The organism is Parafrankia irregularis (genome assembly GCF_001536285.1).
GTDB lineage: Bacteria > Actinomycetota > Actinomycetes > Frankiales > Frankiaceae > Parafrankia > Parafrankia irregularis.
In genome coordinates this window covers 46,918-67,838 of the sequence record NZ_FAOZ01000035.1, presented here as the reverse complement: position 1 = coordinate 67,838, position 20,921 = coordinate 46,918, and the positions used below count along the sequence as shown (strand labels likewise).

Here is a 20,921-nt window from a genome sequence, read left to right as displayed (position 1 = left end):
GGCCAGACCGAGCGGGGAAGGGCTCAGTCCCGTTCGCGCTCGCGCCAGCGGGAGGTGATGGGCAGGCGGCGGTCGCGGCCGAAGGCCTTCGACGTCACCTTCGGCCCGGGCGGGTTCTGTCGCCGCTTGTACTCGGCGAGGTCGACGAGGCGGATCACCCGGTCGACCGTGGCCGGATCGTGGCCGGCGGCGGTCAGCTCGGCCCGGCCGAGGTCGTGGCTGACATAGTCGTCGAGGACGGCGTCGAGCTCGGTGTAGTCGGGCAGCCGGTCGGAGTCGAGCTGCCCCGGGGCGAGCTCGGCCGACGGCGGCTTGACGATGATCTCCTCCGGGATCGGCGGGACCTCCCCGCGGGCCGTAGCCTGGGCGTTGCGCCAGCGGGAGAGCGCCCACACCATCGTCTTCGAGACGTCCTTGATCGGGGCGAAGCCGCCGGCGCTGTCGCCGTACAGGGTGGAGAAGCCGGTGGCCAGCTCGCTCTTGTTGCCGGTGGTCAGCACGAGGTGGCCGTGCTCGTTCGACAGCGCCATCAGCAGCGTTCCGCGTACCCGTGCCTGCAGGTTCTCCGCGGCCAGGCCGTGCAGGCCGCCGGCGGCGGCCAGGGCCGCGTGGAAGGCCGCGACGGTCGGCTCGATCGGGACGACGCTGTGCCGGGTGCCCTGGCGGCGGGCCAGCTCCGCGGCGTCGTCCAGCGACCCCTGGGACGAGTGGGCCGAGGGCATCGCGACGGTGTACACGGCCTCGCCGCCGAGGGCGTCCACGGCGATCGTGGCGACCAGGGCCGAGTCGATGCCGCCGGACAGGCCGAGCGCCACCGAGCGGAAGCCGTTCTTGCGGACGTAGTCGCGGGTGCCCGTGACCACCGCGGCGTACAGCTCACCGACGGGGTCGGGGCGCTGCGCGATCTGGTGTGGCCGCGGCTCCCAGGCCGGCAGCGGCTCGCCGGCCAGCACGATGTGGCTGACCTCCATCATGGTGCCGTCGCCGGCGGCGACCTGCCCGGTCATCCCGGTGGCCGTTCCCGGGGTGTTGCTGGCGGGCAGGTCGAGATCGACGGTGAGCAGGGTCTCCTCGAAGACCGGTGCCCGGGCGAGGACCGCCCCGGCCGGGTCGACGACGAGCGAGTCGCCGTCGAAGACCAGCTCGTCCTGGCCGCCGACCAGGTTGATGTAGGCGAGGGTGGCGTCCGCCTCACGGGCCCGGCGTGCGCACAGCTCGTCCCGGTGGAAGGACTTGCCCTGCTCGTAGGGCGAGCCGTTGATGCACAGCAGCAGCCCGACCCCGACCTTGCGGGCCACGGCGACGGGGCCGCCGGCCTGCCAGAGGTCCTCGCAGACGGTGAGGCCGACGTCCACGCCGTGCAGGCGGAAGACGGGGAAGGTCGTGCCGGGCACGAAGTAGCGGAACTCGTCGAAGACGCCGTAGTTGGGCAGGTGGTGCTTGGCCGAGCGGGCGGCGACGCGGCCCTGCCACAGGACGGCGACGCAGTTCTGCGGCTCGCCGGCGGGGCGGCCGACCGCCGGCGCCGGGGTGGCGGAGGCGTCGAGGTACCCGACGACGACGGCGATGGAGCCCGCTCCCTCCTCGTGGAGGCGGGCCGCGAGCCGCTCCAGTGTCGCCGCGGAGGCCGCCACGAAGGAGCGGCGCAGGACGAGGTCCTCGGCCGGGTAGCCGGTCAGGGTCATCTCGCCGAAGGCGACCAGATGAGCGCCCTGGGCCAGTGCCTGCTTGGTCCAGGAGCTCACCAGGTCGGCGTTGGCGTCCAGATCTCCGACGGTGGTGTCCACCTGGGCGAGGGCGATCCGAAGCTGGGCCATACACCGAAGCGTAGGCCGGGTTTGCCCCGCCGGCGGCCGGTGGTGTGTTGCTGGGGCGCAGGTGACACCGGGGATTGCGGTGGCGCAACTTCGCTGTAACGTGCGGAGCCCGCGGTGCGATCAGTCGCTACTCTCGGGTCGAAGCACCCGGTGGCACCGTGTCCCGACGGGGAACAGCACCACCGGAAGACGACTCGGCTCGCCGTGCAGACGAGTCCGCACTCACGCGCGGAGGGCCCATGGACAAGCAGCAGGAATTCGTTCTCCGCACCCTCGAGGAACGCGACATCCGGTTCGTCCGGCTCTGGTTCACCGACGTGCTCGGCGTGCTGAAGTCCGTCGAGATCGCGCCCGCCGAGCTGGAGGGCGCGCTGGCGGAGGGCATCGGGTTCGACGGCTCGGCGATCGAGGGCTTCGCCCGGGTGCACGAGGCGGACATGCTGGTCCGGCCCGACCCGTCCACCTTCCAGGTGCTGCCGTGGCGCGGTGAGCACCCGATGACCGCCCGGATGTTCTGTGACCTGATCATGCCGGACGGCACGCCGGCCGCCGCGGACTCCCGCTGGGTGCTGCGCCGCACCCTGGCGAAGGCGGCCGACGCCGGCTTCACCTTCTACACCCACCCCGAGATCGAGTTCTTCCTGCTCAAGCATCCGCCGACCCGCGGCGGCCCGGTGCCGCCGCCGGTGGACGAGTCGGGCTACTTCGACCTGACCCCGAACGACATCAGCCATGACTTCCGCCAGCAGGCCATCAGCGTGCTCGAACGCCTCGGCATCTCGGTGGAGTTCAGCCACCACGAGGTCGCGCCGGGCCAGCAGGAGATCGACCTGCGGTACGCCGACGCGCTCACCATCGCCGACAACATCATGACCTTCCGCCAGGTGGTGAAGGAGGTGGCGCTGCGGCAGGGCATCTACGCGACGTTCATGCCCAAGCCGTTCAGCGATCAGGCCGGCTCGGGCATGCACACCCACATGAGCCTGTTCGAGGGTGACCGCAACGCCTTCCACGACCCGACCGACGAGTACCAGCTGTCGAAGGTGGGGAAGGCCTTCATCGCCGGGGTGCTGACCCACGCCGCGGAGATCACCGCGGTGACGAACCAGTGGGTGAACTCGTACAAGCGGCTGGTGGGCGAGGGGCGCGCCGGCGAGCTGCGGGAGGCGCCCGCCTATGTCTGCTGGGGCCACAACAACCGGTCGGCCCTGGTTCGGGTACCGCTGTACAAGCTGAACAAGGCGAACACGGCCCGGGTCGAGTTCCGCTCCCCGGACAGCGCCTGCAACCCGTACCTGACCTTCGCGCTGATGCTCGCCGCCGGCCTGCGCGGCGTCCAGGGCGGTTACGAGCTGCCGGCGCCCGCGGCGGACGACGTGTGGACGCTCACCGACTCCCAGCGCCGCGAGCGTGGCATCACCGAGCTGCCCGGATCGCTCGCCGAGGCGATCACCGCGATGGAGAACTCGTCGCTGGTCCGTGAGACGCTTGGCGACGAGTTGTTCGACTTCTTCCTACGGAACAAGCGGTCCGAATGGATCGAGTACCGCCGCCAGGTCACGCCCTTCGAGATCGACCGGTACCTTCCGACGTTGTGAGTGACCGGCCGGCCAGGGGCGTCGACCCCCGCCGGAACACCGTCGGTGCCCAGCTCGCCCGGCTGGGCTTCTCCGACGTCGAGCGGGTCGCGGCCACGATGCGCCGGCTCGGGCTGCTGCCCCCGTCGGACGGGGCGGCGCCCGCAGGGCCCGGGGAGCCCGCCGGGCCTGCCGGGCCTGCCGCCGGGCTCGCGGTGAATGTCATCATCGGCGAGCTCGCCGCCTCGGCGGACGCCGATCTCGCCCTGCGCTGCCTCGAACGACTGGTCGAGGCCCAGCCCGCCGGGGCGCAACCACGGCTGTTGCCGGCGCTGGCCGACAACCCCGGTCTGCGCCGCCGGCTGATCGCCGTGCTGGGCGCGAGCTCGGCGCTCGGGGACCACCTCGTCGCCCATCCGCTGGACTGGCTGATCCTCGCCCCGGACGGGGCCACCGCGGGGCCGTCGGACCCGGCGGTCACCCGCCGCGGCCTGCTGCGTGCGGTCGGCGCCGATCCGGCGGCCGCGGTGCCCCGGGCCCGCGGTGACGGGGTGGCGGTCCTCGACGCGCTGCGGCTGGCCTACCGGCGTGCGCTGCTGGTACTCGCCGCGCGGGACCTCACCGGCACCGTGTCGCTGGACGACGCCACCGCGGAGCTCGCGGACCTGGCCGGGGCGGCGCTCGACGCCGCGCTCGCGGTCGCCCGGGCCGGAGCGGGCCCGGCGGATGCGCCCGTCCGCCTGGCGATCATCGGCATGGGCAAGTGCGGTGGGCGTGAGCTGAACTACGTCAGCGACGTGGACGTGCTGTTCGTCGCCGAACCGGTCGCCGACCACGGGCCGGGGGCACTGAGAAAGCCAGGAGAGCTGGGGAAGCCAGGAGAGCCGGGAGGCCTTCCCGGCTCCGGCGCTCCGCCCGACCTGGAGGCGACGCTGCGTGCCGCCACCAGGCTGGCCGAGGGCGTCGTGCGGGTGTGCGGCACGCCCACCGCGGCCGGCGAGCTGTTCCCGGTGGACGTCAACCTGCGGCCCGAGGGCCGGCACGGCGCGCTCGTGCGCACCCTGGACAGCCATCGCGCCTACTACCGGCGCTGGGCACGGACCTGGGAGTTCCAGGCGCTGCTCAAGGCCCGCCCGGTGGCCGGCGACCTCGAGCTGGGAGCACGCTTCGGCGAGATGATCGCACCGCTGGTGTGGACGGCGGCGTCGCGCCCCGACTTCGTCACGGACGTCCGGGCCATGCGGCGCCGGGTGGAACGGTCGCTGTCCCGTTTCGAGGCCGACCGCAACCTCAAGCTCGGCCCCGGCGGGCTGCGTGACGTCGAGTTCGCCGTGCAGCTGCTGCAGCTCGTCCACGGCCGGGCGGACGCCAAGCTGCAGGTGGCCGCCACCCTGGACGCCCTGGACGGACTGCGGCGCGGAGGCTACGTCGGCCGCCGCGACGCGGCCGGGTTCGCCGACGCCTACCGGTTCCTGCGGGTCGCCGAGCACCGGCTGCAGCTGCAGCGGCTGCGCCGGCTGCACACCCTGCCCCGGGATCCCGGCGAGCTGCGCTGGCTGGCGCGCTGCATGGGGCTGCCGGGGGCCGCGGAGCTTGCGGAGGAGCACCGGCGGGTGACCCGCACCGTCCGCTCCCTGCACGAGAAGCTCTTCTACCAGCCGCTGCTGGAGGCGGTGGCGCGGCTGTCGGCGGAGGAGATGCGGCTGACCCCGCAGGAGGCCGCGGACCGGCTCGCCGCGCTCGGTTTCGCCCAGCCGGCGCGCTGCCTGCGCCACATCGAGGCGCTGACGAACGGGGTGAGCCGCACCGCCGTCATCCAACGGCGCCTGCTGCCCGCCATGCTCCCCGCGTTCGCGGACGCACCCGAGCCGGACGCCGGGCTGCTCGCCTACCGGCAGGTGAGCGAGGCGCTGGGCCGCACGCCGTGGTACCTGCGCCTGCTGCGGGACTCGGCCGGGGCCGCGGACCGCCTCGCACGGGTGCTCGCGACGAGCCGGTACGTCGCCGACCTGATGACCCGCGCGCCGGAGTCGGTGCGGCTGCTGCGCACCGAGGAGGAGCTGCGGCCGACCTCGCGCGAGGCGATGGTGCGCACCCTGCTCGCGGTGTCGCGACGCAACCCCGAGGCCGCGGACGCGGTCGGCCGGGCGCGGGCGGTGCGGCGGGTGGAGCTGGTCCGCATCGCCTGCGCGGACCTGCTCGGTCTGCTGGACGTCGGCGCCGTCGGGCAGGCGCTGTCCGACGCGGCCGCCGCGACCGTGGAGGCGGCACTGCTGGTCGCCCGCCGCCGCGTCGCCGGCGGGGACGACGAGGCGCTGCCGGTGCGGCTCGCGGTGATCGCGATGGGACGTCTGGGCGGCCGCGAGCTGTCCTATGGCAGTGACGCCGATGTGCTGTTCGTCCACGAGGCGCTGCCGGGCACCCCGCAGCCGCTGGCCGCCCGGCTCGCCGCCGACGTCATCGGTGAGCTGCACCGCCTGCTTGCGCTACCCGGGCCCGACCCGCCCCTCACCCTGGACGCCGGGCTGCGCCCCGAGGGCCGCGGCGGCCCGTTGTCGCGGACGGTCGAGGGCTACGCGGCGTACTACGACCGGTGGTCACTGGGGTGGGAGGCGCAGGCGCTGCTGCGCGCCGAGCCGCTGGCCGGCGACGCCGAGCTCGGCGCCCGGTTCTGCGCGCTCGCGGACCGGATCCGCTACCCGTCCGCGCTGCCGGCGGGCACGATCACCGAGATCCTGCGGTTGCGCGGGCGGATGGAGCGTGAGCGCGTCCCGCGCGGGGTCGACCGGGCGATGCACGTGAAGTTCGGTCCCGGCGGGCTGACGGACGTCGAGTGGACCGTGCAGGTGCTCCAGCTTCGGCACGCCCGCCGCGTCCCGGCGCTGCGCACGACCGCGACCCGCGCCTGCCTGCGCGCGGCCGCGACGGCCGGCCTGCTCGCGCCCGCGCAGCTGTCCGCGCTGGATGCGGCCTGGACCCTGGCCTCCCGGGTGCGCAACGGCGTCATGCTGACGTCCGGCCAGCGTGGTGATCTTCTTCCGGGCGTGGCGCCCGGCCTGGAACGGGTCGCCCGCGCGCTCGGCTACCCCGCCGACGAGGTGGACCAGCTGCCCGGTGACTACCGCCGGGCAGCGGCACGTGCACACGCGGTCGCCCTGGAGGTGCTCGGTCGCGAGCAGTGAGCCTTTTCGATCACACCCGGGGACCGGTGCACACCCGACGGACGGTTCACCGGCTCCGGTACGGGATGCGCCGAACCGGAGCCGATGATGGACGAGCGGTCCCGCGGGCGGCGAGACCCGCCCGCGAGTACCCGCCCGCGGGATCTGACGTCAGACCGTGACGGTGGCCTCGGCGCCCTGCGACGGCACGAACAGGGTCGGCTTGTCGCCGGCCAGCGCGCTGCAGCAGGTGTCGATCATGAGCGCGGAGACCACGTACGGGTCCATGTTCGCGTTCGGGCGGCGGTCCTCGATCCAGCCCTTCTTGGCCTTCTCGACGGCCCACGGGATCCGGATCGACGCGCCGCGGTCCGAGGCACCCCAGGAGAACTTGTTCCACGGGGCGGTCTCGTGCTTGCCGGTGAGGCGGTCCTGGATGCCCGTCCCGTAGTGGGTGACGTGCTCCATGACGCGGGGCGCGAGCGACTCGCAGACGGTGACGATCGCGTCCCAGCTCTCCATGGTCTGCTTGGTGGAGAAGTTGGTGTGCGCGCCAGCGCCGTTCCAGTCACCGAGAACGGGCTTCGCGGCGAAGGAGACCGTGGTGTTGAAGTCCTCGGCGATGCGGTGCAGCAGCCAGCGGCCCAGCCAGATGTGGTCGCCGATGGTCGGCGCCGGCAGCACGCCGATCTGGAACTCCCACTGGCCCATCATGACCTCGGCGTTGGTGCCCTCGATCGCGAGGCCGGCGTCCAGGCACGCCTGGGTGTGACGCTCGACGATGGCCCGGCCGGGCATCTTCTCGCCGCCGACGCCGCAGTAGTACGGGCCCTGCGGCTCGGGGAAGCCGACCGCCGGCCAGCCGAGCGGCCGGCCGTTCTGGAAGAACGTGTACTCCTGCTCGATGCCGAACATCGGCGACATGTCGGCGTACTTCTCGGCCACCCCGCGGGCGATGGCACGGGTGTTCGTCGGGTGCGGCGTGAAGTCGGTCAGCTGCACCTCACACAGGACGAGCACGTTGTCGCCACCGCGCAGCGGGTCCGGAACGGTGACGACGGGCTGCAGCACGCAGTCGGAGTTCGACCCCGGGGCCTGGTTGGTGCTGGAGCCGTCGAAGCCCCAGATCTCCGGCTCCTTGCCGCTCTTGACGATGCGGGTCTTGCTCCGCATCAACGGCTCCGGCTCGGTGCCGTCGATCCAGATGTATTCGGCCTGATAGCTCACTAGTACTCCCCGTGGTTGACGTGTCACGTGACGGAGCGACTGTGTGATCGGCCGGGGGAGGGCCGACCCCGGCCGCGACTGACGGGAGGGTTCGTCCGGAGCTTGGTCGGGCCCGGTTTCCAATCAGTTCCCGTCTTGTTAATTCTCGGTCACTCGGTTGTTGCCGGGCGGCCAAAGCCGTGCCTCGAAGCGAATACCGGTCGAGCCGCGACAGATGCGGAACGGAAAAGCGGCTGTAACGAGAGAAGGCCCGTGTCCAGGGGTTCATGGACACGGGCCCTGCCTCATCGGCTGATCCCGCCACGGCCTTGCCGAGGATATTCCGGCGGGTCTGGCCACAGGTCTTCGCCGACCAGTCGGAGGTCCGGACCACGGGTGCGGAGCGGAGGTCCGGCGCGGAGCAGTCCTAGGTCATGCCGAAAAGGCACCGAAAGCCACCGTGGGCCACCGTGCTCGGTGTGCCGAGAGACCGCGGAACCTCATTGGCGACGCCGGTGGAGGACCGGGACGGAATCGAGACTCAGATGTCGTAGTAGAGGCTGAACTCGTAGGGGTGGGGCCGCAGCCGGATGGCGTCGACCTCGTTCACCCGCTTGTAGTCGATCCAGGTCTCGATGAGATCGCCGGTGAACACGTTCCCCTCGCGGAGGAAGTCGTTGTCGGCCTCCAGCGCCTCCAGGACCTTCTCCAGGGAGCCGGGCACCTGCGGGACGGCGGCCAGTTCGTCCGGCGGGAGCTCATAGAGGTCCTTGTCGATGGGGTCCGGCGGGTCGATCTTGTTCTTGACCCCGTCGAGACCGGCCATCAGCATCGCCGCGAACGCGAGGTACGGGTTGCAGCTCGGGTCGGGCACGCGGAACTCGACCCGCTTCGCCTTCGGCGAGTCACCGCCGAGCGGGATCCGGCAGCAGGCCGAGCGGTTGCGCGCCGAGTAGACGAGGTTGACCGGGGCCTCGTAGCCGGGCACCAGCCGCCGGTAGGAGTTCGTGGTGGGGTTGGTGAAAGCGAGCAGGGCCGGCGCGTGGTGCAGCAGCCCGCCGATGTAGTGCCGGGCGGTGTCGGAAAGCCCGCCGTAGCCGTTGGGGCTGTAGAAGAGCGGCTCGCCGTCCTTCCAGAGGCTCTGGTGGGTGTGCATGCCGGAGCCGTTGTCCTCGAACAGCGGCTTGGGCATGAACGTCACCGTCTTGCCCCGGGCGCGGGCCACGTTGCGGATCACGTACTTGTAGAGCATCAGGTTGTCGGCCGTCTTGAGCAGCGTGTCGAACCTGATGTCGATCTCGGCCTGGCCGGCGGTGCCGACCTCGTGGTGCTGCATCTCGACGGTGATACCGACATCGAAGAGCACCCGGCTCATCTCCGAGCGCAGGTCGGTGAAGTGGTCCGTCGGCGGCACCGGGAAGTAGCCGCCCTTGAAGCGGGGCTTGTAACCGAGGTTGCCGCCCTCCTCCTTGCGCGCGGTGTTCCAGGCGGCCTCGACCGAGTCAACGGCGTGCATGGAACCGTACGGGGTGTAGTCGTACCGCACGTCGTCGAAGATGTAGAACTCGGCCTCGGGCCCGAAGTACGCGGTGTCGGCGATGCCGGTGCCGCGCAGGTACTCCTCGGCCTTCCGCGCGATGTTGCGGGGATCCCGCGAGTACTGTTCCTTGGTGATCGGGTCGTGGATGAAGAAGGTCATCGCGAGGGTGGAGTGCTCGCGGAAGGGGTCGACGAAGGCCGTCCGCGGGTCCGGCAGCAGCAGCATGTCCGATTCGTGGATCGCCTGGAAACCGCGGATCGACGACCCGTCGAACATGAGACCGTCACTGAAGACCGACTCGGAGAAGACCTCCGCCGGGATCGTGAAGTGCTGCATGACGCCGGGCAGGTCGCAGAACCGTACATCAATGAACAGAACTTTTTCGTCACGGATATAGCGGAGTACGTCGTCGGCGTTCGTGAACATCCACCCTCCAGCGTTCTTCAGGCTTCCAATGACTGACAGAGTACGCTCTGATCGGTTGCGTGGCGTCACCGCGTGGCGCGTCGAGGGAATCAACGCACTGTTTCGTGGATGTTACGTTAACGGCGTTGGTGACGTTCTGTCATGGCCCTGGTTGCGCGAGCGGGCGACATAGGCTTGCGCGGTGGGACGCGCACTCGGAGGTTGGCTGGAGGGCCCCGGTCTGCCCCGGGACACGCCGCCCGGAGCCCGGCTCGGGCTTCCGGCGGACGGGCCCGGTTCAGTGGTGGGCTTCGGGCCCCGGATCATTGCGTACATCGTCGACGGCGTGCTGGCGAACCTGCTGGTCGGCCTGCTCTTCGTGGTCGGGGTCGACGCGGCGGCGGATATCCGCGGCCTGGCGATCTACGGTGCCTTCCTCCTGGAGGAGCTGGTGCTGGTCACGGTGGCCGGGCAGACGATCGGCATGCGACTCGCGGGGATCAGGGTGATCCGGGTGCGGGACTTCGGGCGGCAGAGCTGGCCGTGGATCCTGGTCCGGACGCTGCTGCTGGCCCTGCTGGTCCCGGCGTTCATCTGGGACCGTGACCTGCGCGGCACGCACGACCGCGCCGCGGGCACGGTCGTCGTGCGTGACGAGATCGTCCCGTCGAAGGCCTGACCTACAGGCCGTGGAGACAGCCGCGGCCTGAGCGGACGGCGAGACACCGACGCCCACGTCCCCGAGTGGGGACGTGGGCGTCATGACGTTGATGGGCCGCCGCGACCGCTGGCCGCCGCCGCGGCGCGGCGGGCAGGTTCAGCGCGGGCGGCCGCCGCGGGGGATGTTGCGCGGGATCGGGCCCTTCGGAATCGGCAGGACGGGGCTGCTCACGGCCCGCAGCCGGCGCTCGAGGGCGTCGACGTCGCGCTTGCGCAGCTCACGGCGCAGCCGCATGAGGGTGCTCTGCAGCTTCGGCAACGGGATCTCGCCCTCGCCGTTGCCGACGATGTAGTCGACCATCGGCGCCTCGCCGACGATCTTGCGAATGCGTCGCTTCTCGGCGGCGAGCAGCTCCCGAGGCCCGCGCCCGCGGCCCTCCGCGATGAGCACCACGCCGGCCCGGCAGACCACACGATGGACCACATCCTGGTGCCGGTTGACCCCGACGGCGGGGGTGAGGCGCCAGTCACCGCGCATGCGCTCCACCACGCCGGCCGCCGCGCCGGGCTTGCCTTCCATCTCCGCGTAGGCGGTCTTCTGGACCCGGCGGCTGAAGACGTTGAGGGCCACCACGATGCCCAGCAGGATCGCGATCGGCAGCCAGACATACAGGGGGCCGACGAAGACTCCGAGCAGCACGCCGATCACCACCGGCACGGCCAGCCCGAGCAGGCTCAGCCAGAGCACCTGCGGATCGCGCTGCCGGGTGATCTTGTAGACCATCCGGATCTGGGCGAGCCTGCCCGGCGCACCGGCGCCCGCGGCATCGCCGCCGGACGCGGGACCGCTGGCCCGGCCGGCCTTCTCCGGCTGGTCGGTCTTGCCCGACCCGGCCTTCGAGCCCGCCTTGGCACCGGCCTTCGCGCCGCCGTTGCCGGCGCCACCGTTCCTGGCGGCCCCGCCATTCCTGCCAGCCCCGTCACTCCTGCCAGCCATGGTGCTCCGCTCCGGGCCACGTGGGCCATCGCCAGCCGCGCCCGGTCCGTTCCGCCCCGCGGCGCTGGCCTTGCCCGACCGACGGGACGACCCGCCACCACTTGTTCCGTTCCCACCCACGGCCGCGAGCGCCGGCTCCCCGCCGGCACCGGTCGGCTTCCTCCGCAGCGCCATAGGCGCGAGCCTACGGCCTTCGCGGGCCCGGCTGGTGGCCCGGTCGGCGCCTGCGGGTCAGGAACGCGCGGCGGCGGCGGCGCGGGCGCGCGGCGGGGAGACCCGAGGCTTGGGGGCGCGCCCGGTGGAGCCGCGGGTTCCCGGGGCCCTGGCGGCCGCTGGCCGCGGTGCCGACTCCCGCTCGCGCGGCGCCGGGAAGTCGCCCCCGGCGGCCGCTGCCACCGGGCGGGTGACCAGCGGCGCACCCGCCCTCGCCTCCGCGGGTATGCCTGCGTGGGCGGTCGTCGCCGGCGGGACCGCCGGCGACGGGACGGACGCGTTCGCCGGGGCGGGCACCAGGCCGAAGGCGGAGACGGAGATCTGGTCGACCCAGCGATAGCCGGTCGTGACGTGCAGGTCGGTGGCGGCCCGCCAGGCGTTGTGGCGAGCTGTGCGCTGGCCGCCGTGCGGCAGGACGAGAAGAGTCAGTTCCTCAAGGGCGGTGAGGAGTGAGCGGAACACGGTGTCGACGACCTCCCGACGCGGTCGTGGAGCCCGAGGCGGGACCGGTGCCCCGCCGGAACAGCACTGACTGTGAAGGGCGCGGGCGCCGCCGATCACTCCCGCGGTTGGCGGAGATGACGGGGGTGCCCACGCCACGGCGAGCCCCGTGTCTTGTGACCGCCGCGTGACGCAGGCACGAGCCTAGTCGTCCGGGGTAGTCATCACCAGCGCACTCGTCACCCGGTGTGAGAGTCGTGCGACACACTTTGGGAGGTAACCGCCTCACCCCGGGCAGTTTCACTACGGAATGTAATCGCCTGCTGGTAGAGGCGGCCGGCGCGGTAGGAGGAGCGGACGAGGGGGCCGGACAGGACGCCGGCGAAGCCCATCTCGGTGCCGCGTTGCTGCCAGGCGATGAACTCGTCGGGGTGTACCCAGCGTTCGACGGGGTGGTGGCGGGGGGTGGGGCGCAGGTACTGGGTGATGGTGAGCAGGTCGCAGCCGGCCTCGTGGAGGGCGGTCATGGCTTGCGCGATCTCGTCGTCGGTCTCGCCGAGGCCGAGGATGAGGTTGGACTTGGTGACGAGGCCCGCGGCGCGGGCGCGGGTGAGGACGTCGAGGGAGCGTTCGTAGCGGAAGCCGGGCCGGATGCGGCGGAAGATCCTGGGGACGGTTTCGAGGTTGTGGGCGAGGACCTCGGGGGTGGCGGTGAAGACCTCGTCGAGCTGGTCGGGGTTGCCGGCGAAGTCGGGGATGAGGACCTCGACGCCGGTGCCGGGGGAGTGGGTGTGGATCTGTCGGACGGTTTCGGCGTAGAGCCAGGCACCGCCGTCGGGGAGGTCGTCGCGGGCGACGCCGGTGACGGTGGCGTAGCGCAGGCCCATGGTGGTGACGGATTCGGCGACGCGGCGTGGTTCGTCGGTGTCCAACGGGGCGGGGCGGCCGGTGTCGATCTGGCAGAAGTCGCAGCGGCGGGTGCAGGTGTCGCCGCCGATGAGGAAGGTGGCCTCGCGGTCTTCCCAGCATTCGTAGATGTTGGGGCAGCCGGCTTCTTCGCAGACGGTGTGCAGGCCGGCGCCGTGGACGAGGCTGCGGACGTCGGTGTATTCGGGGCCGGTGCGCAGGCGGGTGCGGATCCAGGGTGGTTTGCGTTCGATCGGGGTCTGGGCGTTGCGGGCCTCGAGGCGTAGCAGCGGCCGGCCCTCCGGCGCGACTGGCGTGGCCGTCATCCGGCTGCTCCTCCTTCGATGTTCCCGGCGCCGATCAGTGCGTCGGCCTTCGGCTGCCGGCGGGCCTGAGCCTCGCGGCCGGCAGCGAGGTAGTCGGTGATGGCGCCGGTCAGGTGGCGCTCCACCACCGGGCGGGCGTCCGCCACCGTCACCGTGCGCCCCAGCTCCAGGCTGAGGCTGGTCACGCCCGCGTCGGAGATCCCGCACGGCACGATCCGGCCGAACGAGCCCAGGGCGGGGTCGCAGTTGAGCGCGAAGCCGTGTGTGGTGACCTTCCAGCTCACCCGGACACCGATGGCGGCGAGCTTGCGGGTGCCGTCCACCGTCCAGACCCCGGTGCGGCCCTCGACCCGGCGGGTCGCCACGCCGAACTCGGCGCAGACCGCGATCAGGCCGGCTTCCAGCATCCGGACGTAGGCGACGACGTCCAGCGGCATCGGGAGCCGGACGATCGGGTAGCCCACGAGCTGCCCGGGACCATGCCAGGTGATGCTGCCGCCGCGGTCGACGTCGACGACCTCCGCGCCGTCCACCGGGCGGTCGGCGGGGTCGGTGCGCCGGCCCGCCGTGTAGACCTCGGGATGCTCGAGGAGGATCAGCGTGTCCTCGCCGCGCCCGTGACGGCGCTCCTCGGCCAGCGCGCGCTGCCTGCCCCAGGCTTCGTGATAGGGAACGACACCCAACTGCAGGACATCCACGTCCCGAGGGTACGCCGGTGGGACGACCGGCCCGGCCGGCAACGGACGAGTGGCTCGTCCCACCGGCTTCGGATCGGTCTCAGGCCAGGGAGGACGTCAGTCCGGCAGCCGCCGCGGTGAGACGCGCGTCTCGACCGCGGTCGCGCCCGGGCCCGGCTCGACCCGCCAGGCGTGGACGTCCGGCCGGTCCGAGACGGCCTCGACCAGCTCGGTGCCGCGGAAGTGCAGGCCGACGCCGTCGTCGGTGGCCCAGCCGGCGGGGAGCGTCCCGTCGGCGACGAGCCGCTGGTAGAGCGGGCGGCGGGCGCTCTCGGAGTCGTAGTGCGGGGTGTTGCTGTGTGGCAGCAGGCCCAGGCCGTTCGTGACCGGGCGCAGGTCCGGGCCGAAGGAGTCGGTGGTGCCGCCGACATGCCAGCACAGCGACCCGGCCGAGACGCCGCCCAGCACCACGCCGGCCTCCCAGGCCTCACGCAGGATCTCGTCGAGGCCGTGCACCCGCCAGAGCGCGAGCAGGTTCGCCACGCTGCCGCCGCCGACCCAGATGACGTCCTGGGCGAGCAGGTGGGCCCGCGGGTCGGCGACGTTCGGCATCGGGAACAGCGCCAGGTGGGAGACGGCGACGTCCGGCCGGTCCCGGTTCAGCGCCGCGTAGCCGCGGGCGTAGGCGGACTGGTCGTCGCCGAGAGCTGTCTGCAGCAGGCACAGCCGGGGACGGCCGGTCGGCTCCGCGAGGGCGATCGCGTGATCCAGCAGCGGCCCGACCTTGGCTCCCCACCTGCCGTCGGGCTGGAAGCCACCGCTTGTCGCGAGGATCTGCACAGCTGACTCCTGGTTGAGTTCGGCTCCTGGTCGGCCGAGTGCCCGGCCGGCTCGCTCCCACCGTTCGGAACGAAGTTATCCACAACAGCGAAAAGTGTCCTGCGAGGGTTGCCCGTTCGGCCTAGCGTCGACGATCGTGACCTTCACGGACGATTCCGGCGATCGGCCGGGCCGGCACGGCGGTGATCCCACGGTGCCGGGCATTATCCTGCGCCACCGGCGCTACGACGCCGGGGCCGGTGAGGTCTGGGCCGGTCGTGTCGAGCAGCTCGGCGCGGACGTCACGGTTCGGTATGTGCGGCTGCCGGCGGATCCGCTGGTGCGTGCCGAAGCGCTGGGGGAGATCCGGCGCCAGCTCGACGTCCGCCATCCGCACCTGGTCTCGGTGACCGACGCGATCCGGACGGCGGACGGGCTGGCCGTCGTGGCCGAGCCGGTGCCCGAGACCGTCAGCCTGTCCCGGCTGCTCGCCGCCCGGGGCCGGCTGGAGCCGGGCGAGGTCGTGACGATCGGCCTGCCCGTGGCGCAGGCACTCGCGGCGGCGCATGGCGCCGGGCTGGTCCACGGCGAGCTGACCGCGCTGGACATCCTGCTGGAACCGAACGGCCGGCCGGTGCTCGCCGGCGTCGGCGTCGCCGCCCTGACCAGCCCCGGCGGGTCTTCCGCGGACGACGTGCATGATCTTGCGGAGCTTCTGCTCGGGGCCATGAGCCAGGCCACCGGCCCCGACGCGGCCGCGGTGGCGGTGGCGGTGGCGATGGCGCTGATCGACGATCCGCTGCGCCGGCCGTCCGCGGCCGAGCTGGCCGCCGGCCTCGCACGCAGTGCCACCCCACTGCCGATCCGCATGACGGGTGTCTCGCCCGGCGGCTCCGTGGGCAGCGAGATCGAGCTCGCCTCCGACCCGTGGATCGACGAGGCGGAGCCGGCGGCAGACGCTGGTGATGATCTCGATGATGACCGCGACCCGTGGGCCACCGGGCCGGAGTGGCAGGCCGGCCACCGCCACACCGCGCGTGCCCAGGGTGGCGACGGCGAGGTCGCCGGTGGGGACGGGGCCGGCGGGCGGCTGCTGCCACCCCCCGGCGGCGATCCTTCCGAGGCGGCTGTTCCGGACGTCTGGGCGGGCGGCGGGGCCGACGCGGCCTGGCAGGAGCCCGGCGAGCCCGCTTCGCCGCCGTCGGAGGGCATCGCGGCGGGTACGGCGGCGGGCGAATCCGCGGGTACGCCCCCCGGCCCCGGCCCCGGCGTGGGCGCGGGCGCGGCGAGCGGTCGAACCCAGCCGAGAGACGGACGGACCGCACCCTCCGATCCGTCCGAGCTGGTGGGCTCGCTGCACCCGGTGGGCCGTGATCGTCGCGGCGGCAAGGCGGTGCGTCGTGGCGGGCGGTCGGCGACCCCGGCACCGTCGGCGGCACGGCGGGCGGGCCGGGCGTCCGGGCGGGTCCGTGGTGGCGCCCGTGGGGGCCCGGCGGGGCGTTCGGGGCGGTCCGGCCGCGGCGGGCGGAACCGTCTGCTGCTACCGGCGATCGGCTGCGTCGGGCTCGTGGCCGTCGTCATCGCTGTCGTGCTGATGAACGGCGGCTCCGACCGGGCCGAGACCCGCGGGGCCCCGGCGGCCGGCGGCGGGGGAGGGCAGGACCCGAGCGCGACACCGGTGAACGGGCGGTCACCGGAGCAGGCGTGGCGGGCGGTCCTCGAGGAGCTGAACGTCGCGCGAAGCAGGGCCTTCGAACGCGCAGACCTCACCGCGCTGGACGCGGCGGACGCACCGGACAGTGCCGCGCTGCGCACCGACCAGGCAACCGTCCGCACGCTGCTGGAGAAAGGCGCACACTCGTCGCCGGTACGGATTCAGATCATCGACCTGGAGATTCAGCTGGAACGCGCGGATCAGGTCGTGCTGCGCGTGACGGAGAGCGTCGAGGCGTACAACTTCCTCAACGCCGCCGGCGCGGTCCTGGCAAGCGAACCGGGTTCGCCGGAGAGCATCAAGATCCTGACGCTCTGGCGGACCAGCGGAGGCTGGCGGCTCGCGGGCAGCGAGTCGGTTGCGCCTGGCTGACCAGGTCGGATCAGCCGCCGTGGTGCAGGGCGTCCTCCAGCGCCGCGGCGAGGTCCGGGTGGGCGAAACGGAAACCCGCGTCGAGCAGAGCGGCCGGTGCGAGGCGCTGGGAGGCGAACACCCCCTCGTCGGCGAACTCGCCGAGTGCCAGCCGCAGGGCGGCGCGGGGAACCCGCGCGAACGCCGGGCGGTGCAGCGCCCGGGCCAGGGTGGCGGTGAACTCGGCGTTGGTCACGGGCCGCGGGGCGACGAGGTTGACCGGCCCGCGTGTCCCGTCGGCCTCGAGCAGGTAGAGCGCCGCCGCGACGGTGTCGCGCAGGCTGATCCAGCTGAGCCACTGCCGCCCCGGGCCGAGCTGGCCGCCGGCACCCAGGCGGAACAGCGGGAGCAGCCGGCCGAGCATTCCGCCGCGGGCGGACAGCACGACGCCGGTACGCAGCCGCACAACCCGGATTCCGCCCGCCTCGGCCGCCGCGGTGGCGCCCTCCCAGCCGCGGACGAGGTCGGCGAGAAATCCGACGCCCGCACCGGCGGACTCGTCCAGCGCTGGTCCGGTCGCCCCGGCGGGGCTGCCGTACCAGCCGATGGCGCTGCCGGAGAGCAGGACCCGCGGCGGTACGGCGAGACCGGCGAGCGTCTCGGCGAGCAGGCGGGTGCCCTCGATGCGGCTGGCGCACAGGACCTGCTTGTAGCTCGCGGTCCAGCGGTGATCGCCGAGGCCGGCGCCGGCGAGGTTGATCACCGCTTCGACGCCCTGGAGCTCGCGTGGATCCAACTGGCCGGCCAGGGGGTCCCAGCGGATCTCGCCCGGGCCCCGCGGCGGCCGGCGGACGATCCGGACGACCTCGTGGCCGTCAGCCCGCAGGGCTGGCAGCAACGCGGAACCAATGAGCCCGGACGATCCGGTGACGGCCACCTTCATCTGTCCGGGCTCCTCGGCTCGTTCGGCCTGCTTGGTTCGGCCTGCTTGTCAGGCCTGCTCATCGGGCCTGACAAGCAGGCCTGACCGCTCGGCTACAGCCCGAGCTCGGCCTCGAAGGCACCTTCCTCCAGACGGCTCGCCACCGCGGTCAGGAAGCGGGCCGCGTCGGCACCGTCGACGATCCGGTGGTCGTAGGTCAGGGCCAGGTAGACCTTCGACCGAACCGCGATGACCTCACCGAGCTCCGGGTCCGTGACGACGGCCGGCCGCTTGACGACCGACCCGGTGCCCAGGATCGCCACCTGCGGCTGGTTGAGGATCGGGGTGTCGAACAGCGCGCCCCGGCTGCCGGTGTTCGTCAGCGTGAACGTGCCACCGCCCAGGTCGTCCGGAGACACCTGGTTGGCGCGGGTGCGGGCGGCGAGCTCGTCGATCTTGCGTGCCATGCCGCTGAGGTTCAGGTCGCTGGCGTTGTGGATGACCGGGACGACCAGCCCGCGGTCGGTGTCGACCGCGATACCCAGGTTCTCCGCGTCGTGGTAGGTGACCGTGCCGCCCTCCAGATCGATGCTGGAGTTGATCACCGGGTGCTCGCGCAGCGCCTCGCAGGCGGCCACGGCGAAGAACGGCAGGAAGGAGAGCTTCACGCCCTCGCGGGCCAGGAACCCGGCCTTGGCCCGGTCGCGCAGCTTCGCGATGCGCGTGACGTCGGCCTCCACGACGGTCGTGAGCTGCGCGCTGATCTGCAGCGACTCGACCATCCGGCGGGCGACGAGCGAGCGCAGGCGGGTGAGTTTCTCGGTGCGCCCACGGGCGGCGGCTGCGGCGGCCGCGGGGGCCGGCACCGGCGCGGCTGCCGGGCGAGCGACAGCGGCAGCGGGCACGGGAGCGGGCGCGGCGGGAGCCGCCGGGGCCTTCGCCGCATCCTGGATGTCCTGCTTGGTGATGCGCCCCCCCGGCCCACTGCCGGTCACGATGCCGAGGTCGACACCCAGCTCGGCGGCCATCTTGCGGACCAGCGGCGTGACGTACCGGCCGAGGCCGTCGGCGCTGGCGTCCGCGGTGCTCGCCGCGACCGGAGCCTGCGACGGAACCGGAGCGGGGGCCGGCGGCGGTGGCGGGGTCGGCGCGGGCGCGGGGGCCGGTGCCGGGGCCGGCGGGGGCGGCGGAGCCGGGGTGGGCGCGGGCGGCGGCGGGGGAGCGACTGCCTTCGGCGGCTCGGGGGCGGGCGTGGGCTGCGCGGCCGGGGCGCTGGGGGCGGCAGCCGCGGCGGCACCATCCTCGATCACGGCCAGTTCGACGCCGACCTCGACGGTCTCGTCCTCGGCAACCTTGATCGAACCGAGGATGCCGGAGGCCGGCGCGGGGATCTCGGTGTCGACCTTGTCCGTGCTTACTTCCAGCAGCGGCTCGTCGGCCTCGACGCGCTCGCCTTCCTTCTTCAGCCAGCGGGTGACCGTCCCCTCGGAGACGCTCTCCCCGAGGCGGGGCATTGTGACGGAAACTGACATTCTGACAACGACTCCTTCGTCGCGCCCGACGTCGCGCCCTGCTGCCCGGTCGGGCTGTCAGGGACGAACGGCGGGCACCGCAGGCTAACTGTGGACGTGCAGTGGCTTGCCGGCGAGAGCGAGGTGCGCCTCACCGAGCGCCTCGGAGAGGGTCGGGTGCGGGTGGATCAGCTGGGCGACGTCGGTCGGGTAGGCCTCCCAGTTGGTGATGAGCTGGGCCTCGGCGATCAACTCGCCCACCCGGTCGCCCACCATGTGGACGCCGAGGACGGGCCCGTCCTGCGCCGAGACCACGGTTACCGCTCCCGACGAGCGCAGGATCCGTGCTTTGCCGTTTCCTGCCAGGTGATAGGTGGCGGTGTCGACTTCACCGAAACGCTTGCGCGCGGCGGCGACGGTCAGGCCGACGGATGCCACCTCGGGGTGTGAGTACGTGACCCGCGGAACGTTCACGTAGTCGACCGGCACCGGGTCGAGCCCCGCGAGCCGCTCCGCGACCAGGATTCCCTCGGCGAACGCCACGTGGGCGAGCTGGGGCCCCGGCCGAAGGTCCCCGAGCGCGGAGACCGTCGGCAGGTTCGTCCGCAGCTGGGGGTCGACGACGACGTGGCCGCGGTCGATGGTGACGCCGATGCGCTCCAGGCCGAGCCCGGCGGAGACCGGGCCGCGCCCCACGGCCACCAGGAGCAGCTCGGCGTCGATGGTCGCTCCGTCCTCGAGGACGACCGTGACCCCCCGGTCGGTGGTCTTCGCGTCCGCGAACGGCACACCGAGACGTAGTGAGATGCCGCGCCGGCCGAAGGCGCGCTCGAGCAGCTTCGAGCTGGCCTCGTCCTCGGCCGGCACCAGATGGGGCAGGGCCTCGACGATGGTCACCTCGGCGCCGAACGAGCGCCAGACCGATGCGAACTCACACCCGATCGCGCCACCACCGAGGACGACCACCGACGCGGGTACTTGCCCCAGCGCCAGCGCGTCGTCGCTGTCGATCACCGTGCGGTGGTCGATCTCGAGACCGGGCAGGGTCCGCGGCGCCGAACCGGTGGCGAGCAGAAGGTGCCGGCCTTCGATCAGCCGGGCCCCGACGGCCACCGCCGTAGGGGACACCACCTGGCCGGCTCCGGCGACGACCTCGATGCCGCGGGAGTGCACCAGCCCGGTGAGCCCCTTGTACAGACCGTCCACGACCGAGTCGCGGTATCGCGCCACGCCGGCCGGGTCGATACCGCCCAGCGTCGCGTGGACCCCGAAGGCGGCGCTGTCGGCGACGGTGTCCGCCACCTCGGCCGCGTGCAGCAGCGCCTTGGTCGGAATGCAGCCGCGGTGCAGGCAGGTGCCGCCGAGCTTGTCCTTCTCGATCAGGACGACCCGCAGGCCCAGCTCCGCGGCCCGCAGCGCGGCGGCATACCCGCCGCTGCCACCACCGAGGATGACCAGATCGACGGGACCGGCCGCTGTGTCCGCCACGCGAGGTCCCTTCTTCGACGACTTGCGGACGCCAGGGTCCCGGCATGGCGGCGGCAGGAGCGTGGCCGTCGTCATGGCCGGTGAGCCCAGCCGGAACGACTGCGCATCGGGGGGACGAACGCCCCCCATGCACAGCTGTACCGGCTGGGTCCAGTCTTTCACGAGCAGGCGGCCTGTCTGGGCTCCACGA

General features: G+C 72.8%; 15 protein-coding genes. 4 read left to right on the top strand and 11 right to left on the bottom strand.

The genetic code is table 11. The annotated features are described in order from the left end of the window. Positions 1-23 precede the first annotated feature (23 nt). A complete protein-coding gene (locus tag AWX74_RS32925; RefSeq protein WP_091284671.1) occupies positions 24-1,817 on the bottom strand; it encodes an NAD+ synthase in 1,794 nt (597 codons plus the stop codon). A gap of 239 nt (positions 1,818-2,056) precedes the next feature. Here AWX74_RS32925 and AWX74_RS32920 point away from each other — a divergent pair, with 239 nt between their 5' ends. Together AWX74_RS32920 and AWX74_RS32915 are read left to right on the top strand one after the other, a co-directional pair. Next, positions 2,057-3,415: a glutamine synthetase family protein gene (locus AWX74_RS32920; RefSeq protein ID WP_006542200.1), complete on the top strand. Its 1,359-nt coding sequence runs from the start codon at positions 2,057-2,059 to the stop codon at positions 3,413-3,415. Then, positions 3,352-6,576 carry a bifunctional [glutamine synthetase] adenylyltransferase/[glutamine synthetase]-adenylyl-L-tyrosine phosphorylase gene (locus tag AWX74_RS32915; protein WP_226931355.1) on the top strand — a complete coding sequence of 1,075 codons (3,225 nt, stop codon included), beginning with the start codon at positions 3,352-3,354 and terminating at the stop codon, positions 6,574-6,576. Before AWX74_RS32920 ends, AWX74_RS32915 begins: the two co-directional genes overlap by 64 nt. A gap of 150 nt (positions 6,577-6,726) precedes the next feature. Here AWX74_RS32915 and glnII read toward each other — a convergent pair whose 3' ends face one another. Then, the gene (gene glnII, locus AWX74_RS32910) at positions 6,727-7,782 is read right to left on the bottom strand and encodes a glutamine synthetase GlnII (protein ID WP_091284667.1); all 1,056 of its coding nucleotides are present in this window, start codon (positions 7,780-7,782) and stop codon (positions 6,727-6,729) included. A 520-nt stretch (positions 7,783-8,302) separates the two neighbouring features. After that, positions 8,303-9,727, bottom strand: coding sequence for a type I glutamate--ammonia ligase (glnA, locus tag AWX74_RS32905; RefSeq protein WP_006542203.1), 1,425 nt, complete (start codon positions 9,725-9,727; stop codon positions 8,303-8,305). Positions 9,728-9,908: 181 nt separating this feature from the next. Here glnA and AWX74_RS32900 point away from each other — a divergent pair, with 181 nt between their 5' ends. Continuing rightward, the gene (locus AWX74_RS32900) at positions 9,909-10,385 is read left to right on the top strand and encodes an RDD family protein (RefSeq protein WP_235497891.1); all 477 of its coding nucleotides are present in this window, start codon (positions 9,909-9,911) and stop codon (positions 10,383-10,385) included. A 138-nt stretch (positions 10,386-10,523) separates the two neighbouring features. Here the strand turns inward: AWX74_RS32900 and AWX74_RS32895 are convergent, their stop codons facing one another. From AWX74_RS32895 to AWX74_RS32875, 5 genes are all read right to left on the bottom strand, one after another. Continuing rightward, positions 10,524-11,537: a DUF4191 domain-containing protein gene (locus AWX74_RS32895; RefSeq protein WP_165615889.1), complete on the bottom strand. Its 1,014-nt coding sequence runs from the start codon at positions 11,535-11,537 to the stop codon at positions 10,524-10,526. A gap of 57 nt (positions 11,538-11,594) precedes the next feature. Next, a complete protein-coding gene (locus AWX74_RS32890) occupies positions 11,595-12,038 on the bottom strand; it encodes a hypothetical protein (protein ID WP_091284663.1) in 444 nt (147 codons plus the stop codon). A gap of 218 nt (positions 12,039-12,256) precedes the next feature. Beyond that, positions 12,257-13,249, bottom strand: a complete 993-nt coding sequence (gene lipA, locus AWX74_RS32885) for a lipoyl synthase (RefSeq protein WP_091284661.1) — start codon at positions 13,247-13,249, stop codon at positions 12,257-12,259. After that, positions 13,246-13,947 carry a lipoyl(octanoyl) transferase LipB gene (lipB, locus tag AWX74_RS32880; protein ID WP_165615888.1) on the bottom strand — a complete coding sequence of 234 codons (702 nt, stop codon included), beginning with the start codon at positions 13,945-13,947 and terminating at the stop codon, positions 13,246-13,248. Before lipB ends, lipA begins: the two co-directional genes overlap by 4 nt. A 96-nt stretch (positions 13,948-14,043) precedes the next feature. After that, the gene (locus tag AWX74_RS32875) at positions 14,044-14,766 is read right to left on the bottom strand and encodes a Type 1 glutamine amidotransferase-like domain-containing protein (RefSeq protein WP_054566679.1); all 723 of its coding nucleotides are present in this window, start codon (positions 14,764-14,766) and stop codon (positions 14,044-14,046) included. Positions 14,767-14,959: 193 nt separating this feature from the next. Between AWX74_RS32875 and AWX74_RS32870 the strand changes: the two genes are divergently transcribed. Beyond that, complete coding sequence (locus AWX74_RS32870) at positions 14,960-16,831, top strand: protein kinase (protein WP_242666523.1); 1,872 nt, start codon at positions 14,960-14,962, stop codon at positions 16,829-16,831. Between the two features lie 10 nt (positions 16,832-16,841). Here AWX74_RS32870 and AWX74_RS32865 read toward each other — a convergent pair whose 3' ends face one another. The 3 genes from AWX74_RS32865 to lpdA all read right to left on the bottom strand — a co-directional run bounded on the left by AWX74_RS32865 (position 16,842) and on the right by lpdA (position 20,731). Beyond that, on the bottom strand, positions 16,842-17,753 hold the full coding sequence (locus AWX74_RS32865; RefSeq protein WP_091284656.1) for a TIGR01777 family oxidoreductase: 912 nt from the start codon (positions 17,751-17,753) through the stop codon (positions 16,842-16,844). 92 nt (positions 17,754-17,845) lie between these two features. After that, on the bottom strand, positions 17,846-19,264 hold the full coding sequence (sucB, locus tag AWX74_RS32860; RefSeq protein WP_091284654.1) for a 2-oxoglutarate dehydrogenase, E2 component, dihydrolipoamide succinyltransferase: 1,419 nt from the start codon (positions 19,262-19,264) through the stop codon (positions 17,846-17,848). An 84-nt stretch (positions 19,265-19,348) separates the two neighbouring features. Further along, a complete protein-coding gene (gene lpdA / locus AWX74_RS32855; RefSeq protein WP_091284652.1) occupies positions 19,349-20,731 on the bottom strand; it encodes a dihydrolipoyl dehydrogenase in 1,383 nt (460 codons plus the stop codon). Positions 20,732-20,921: the final 190 nt, after the last annotated feature.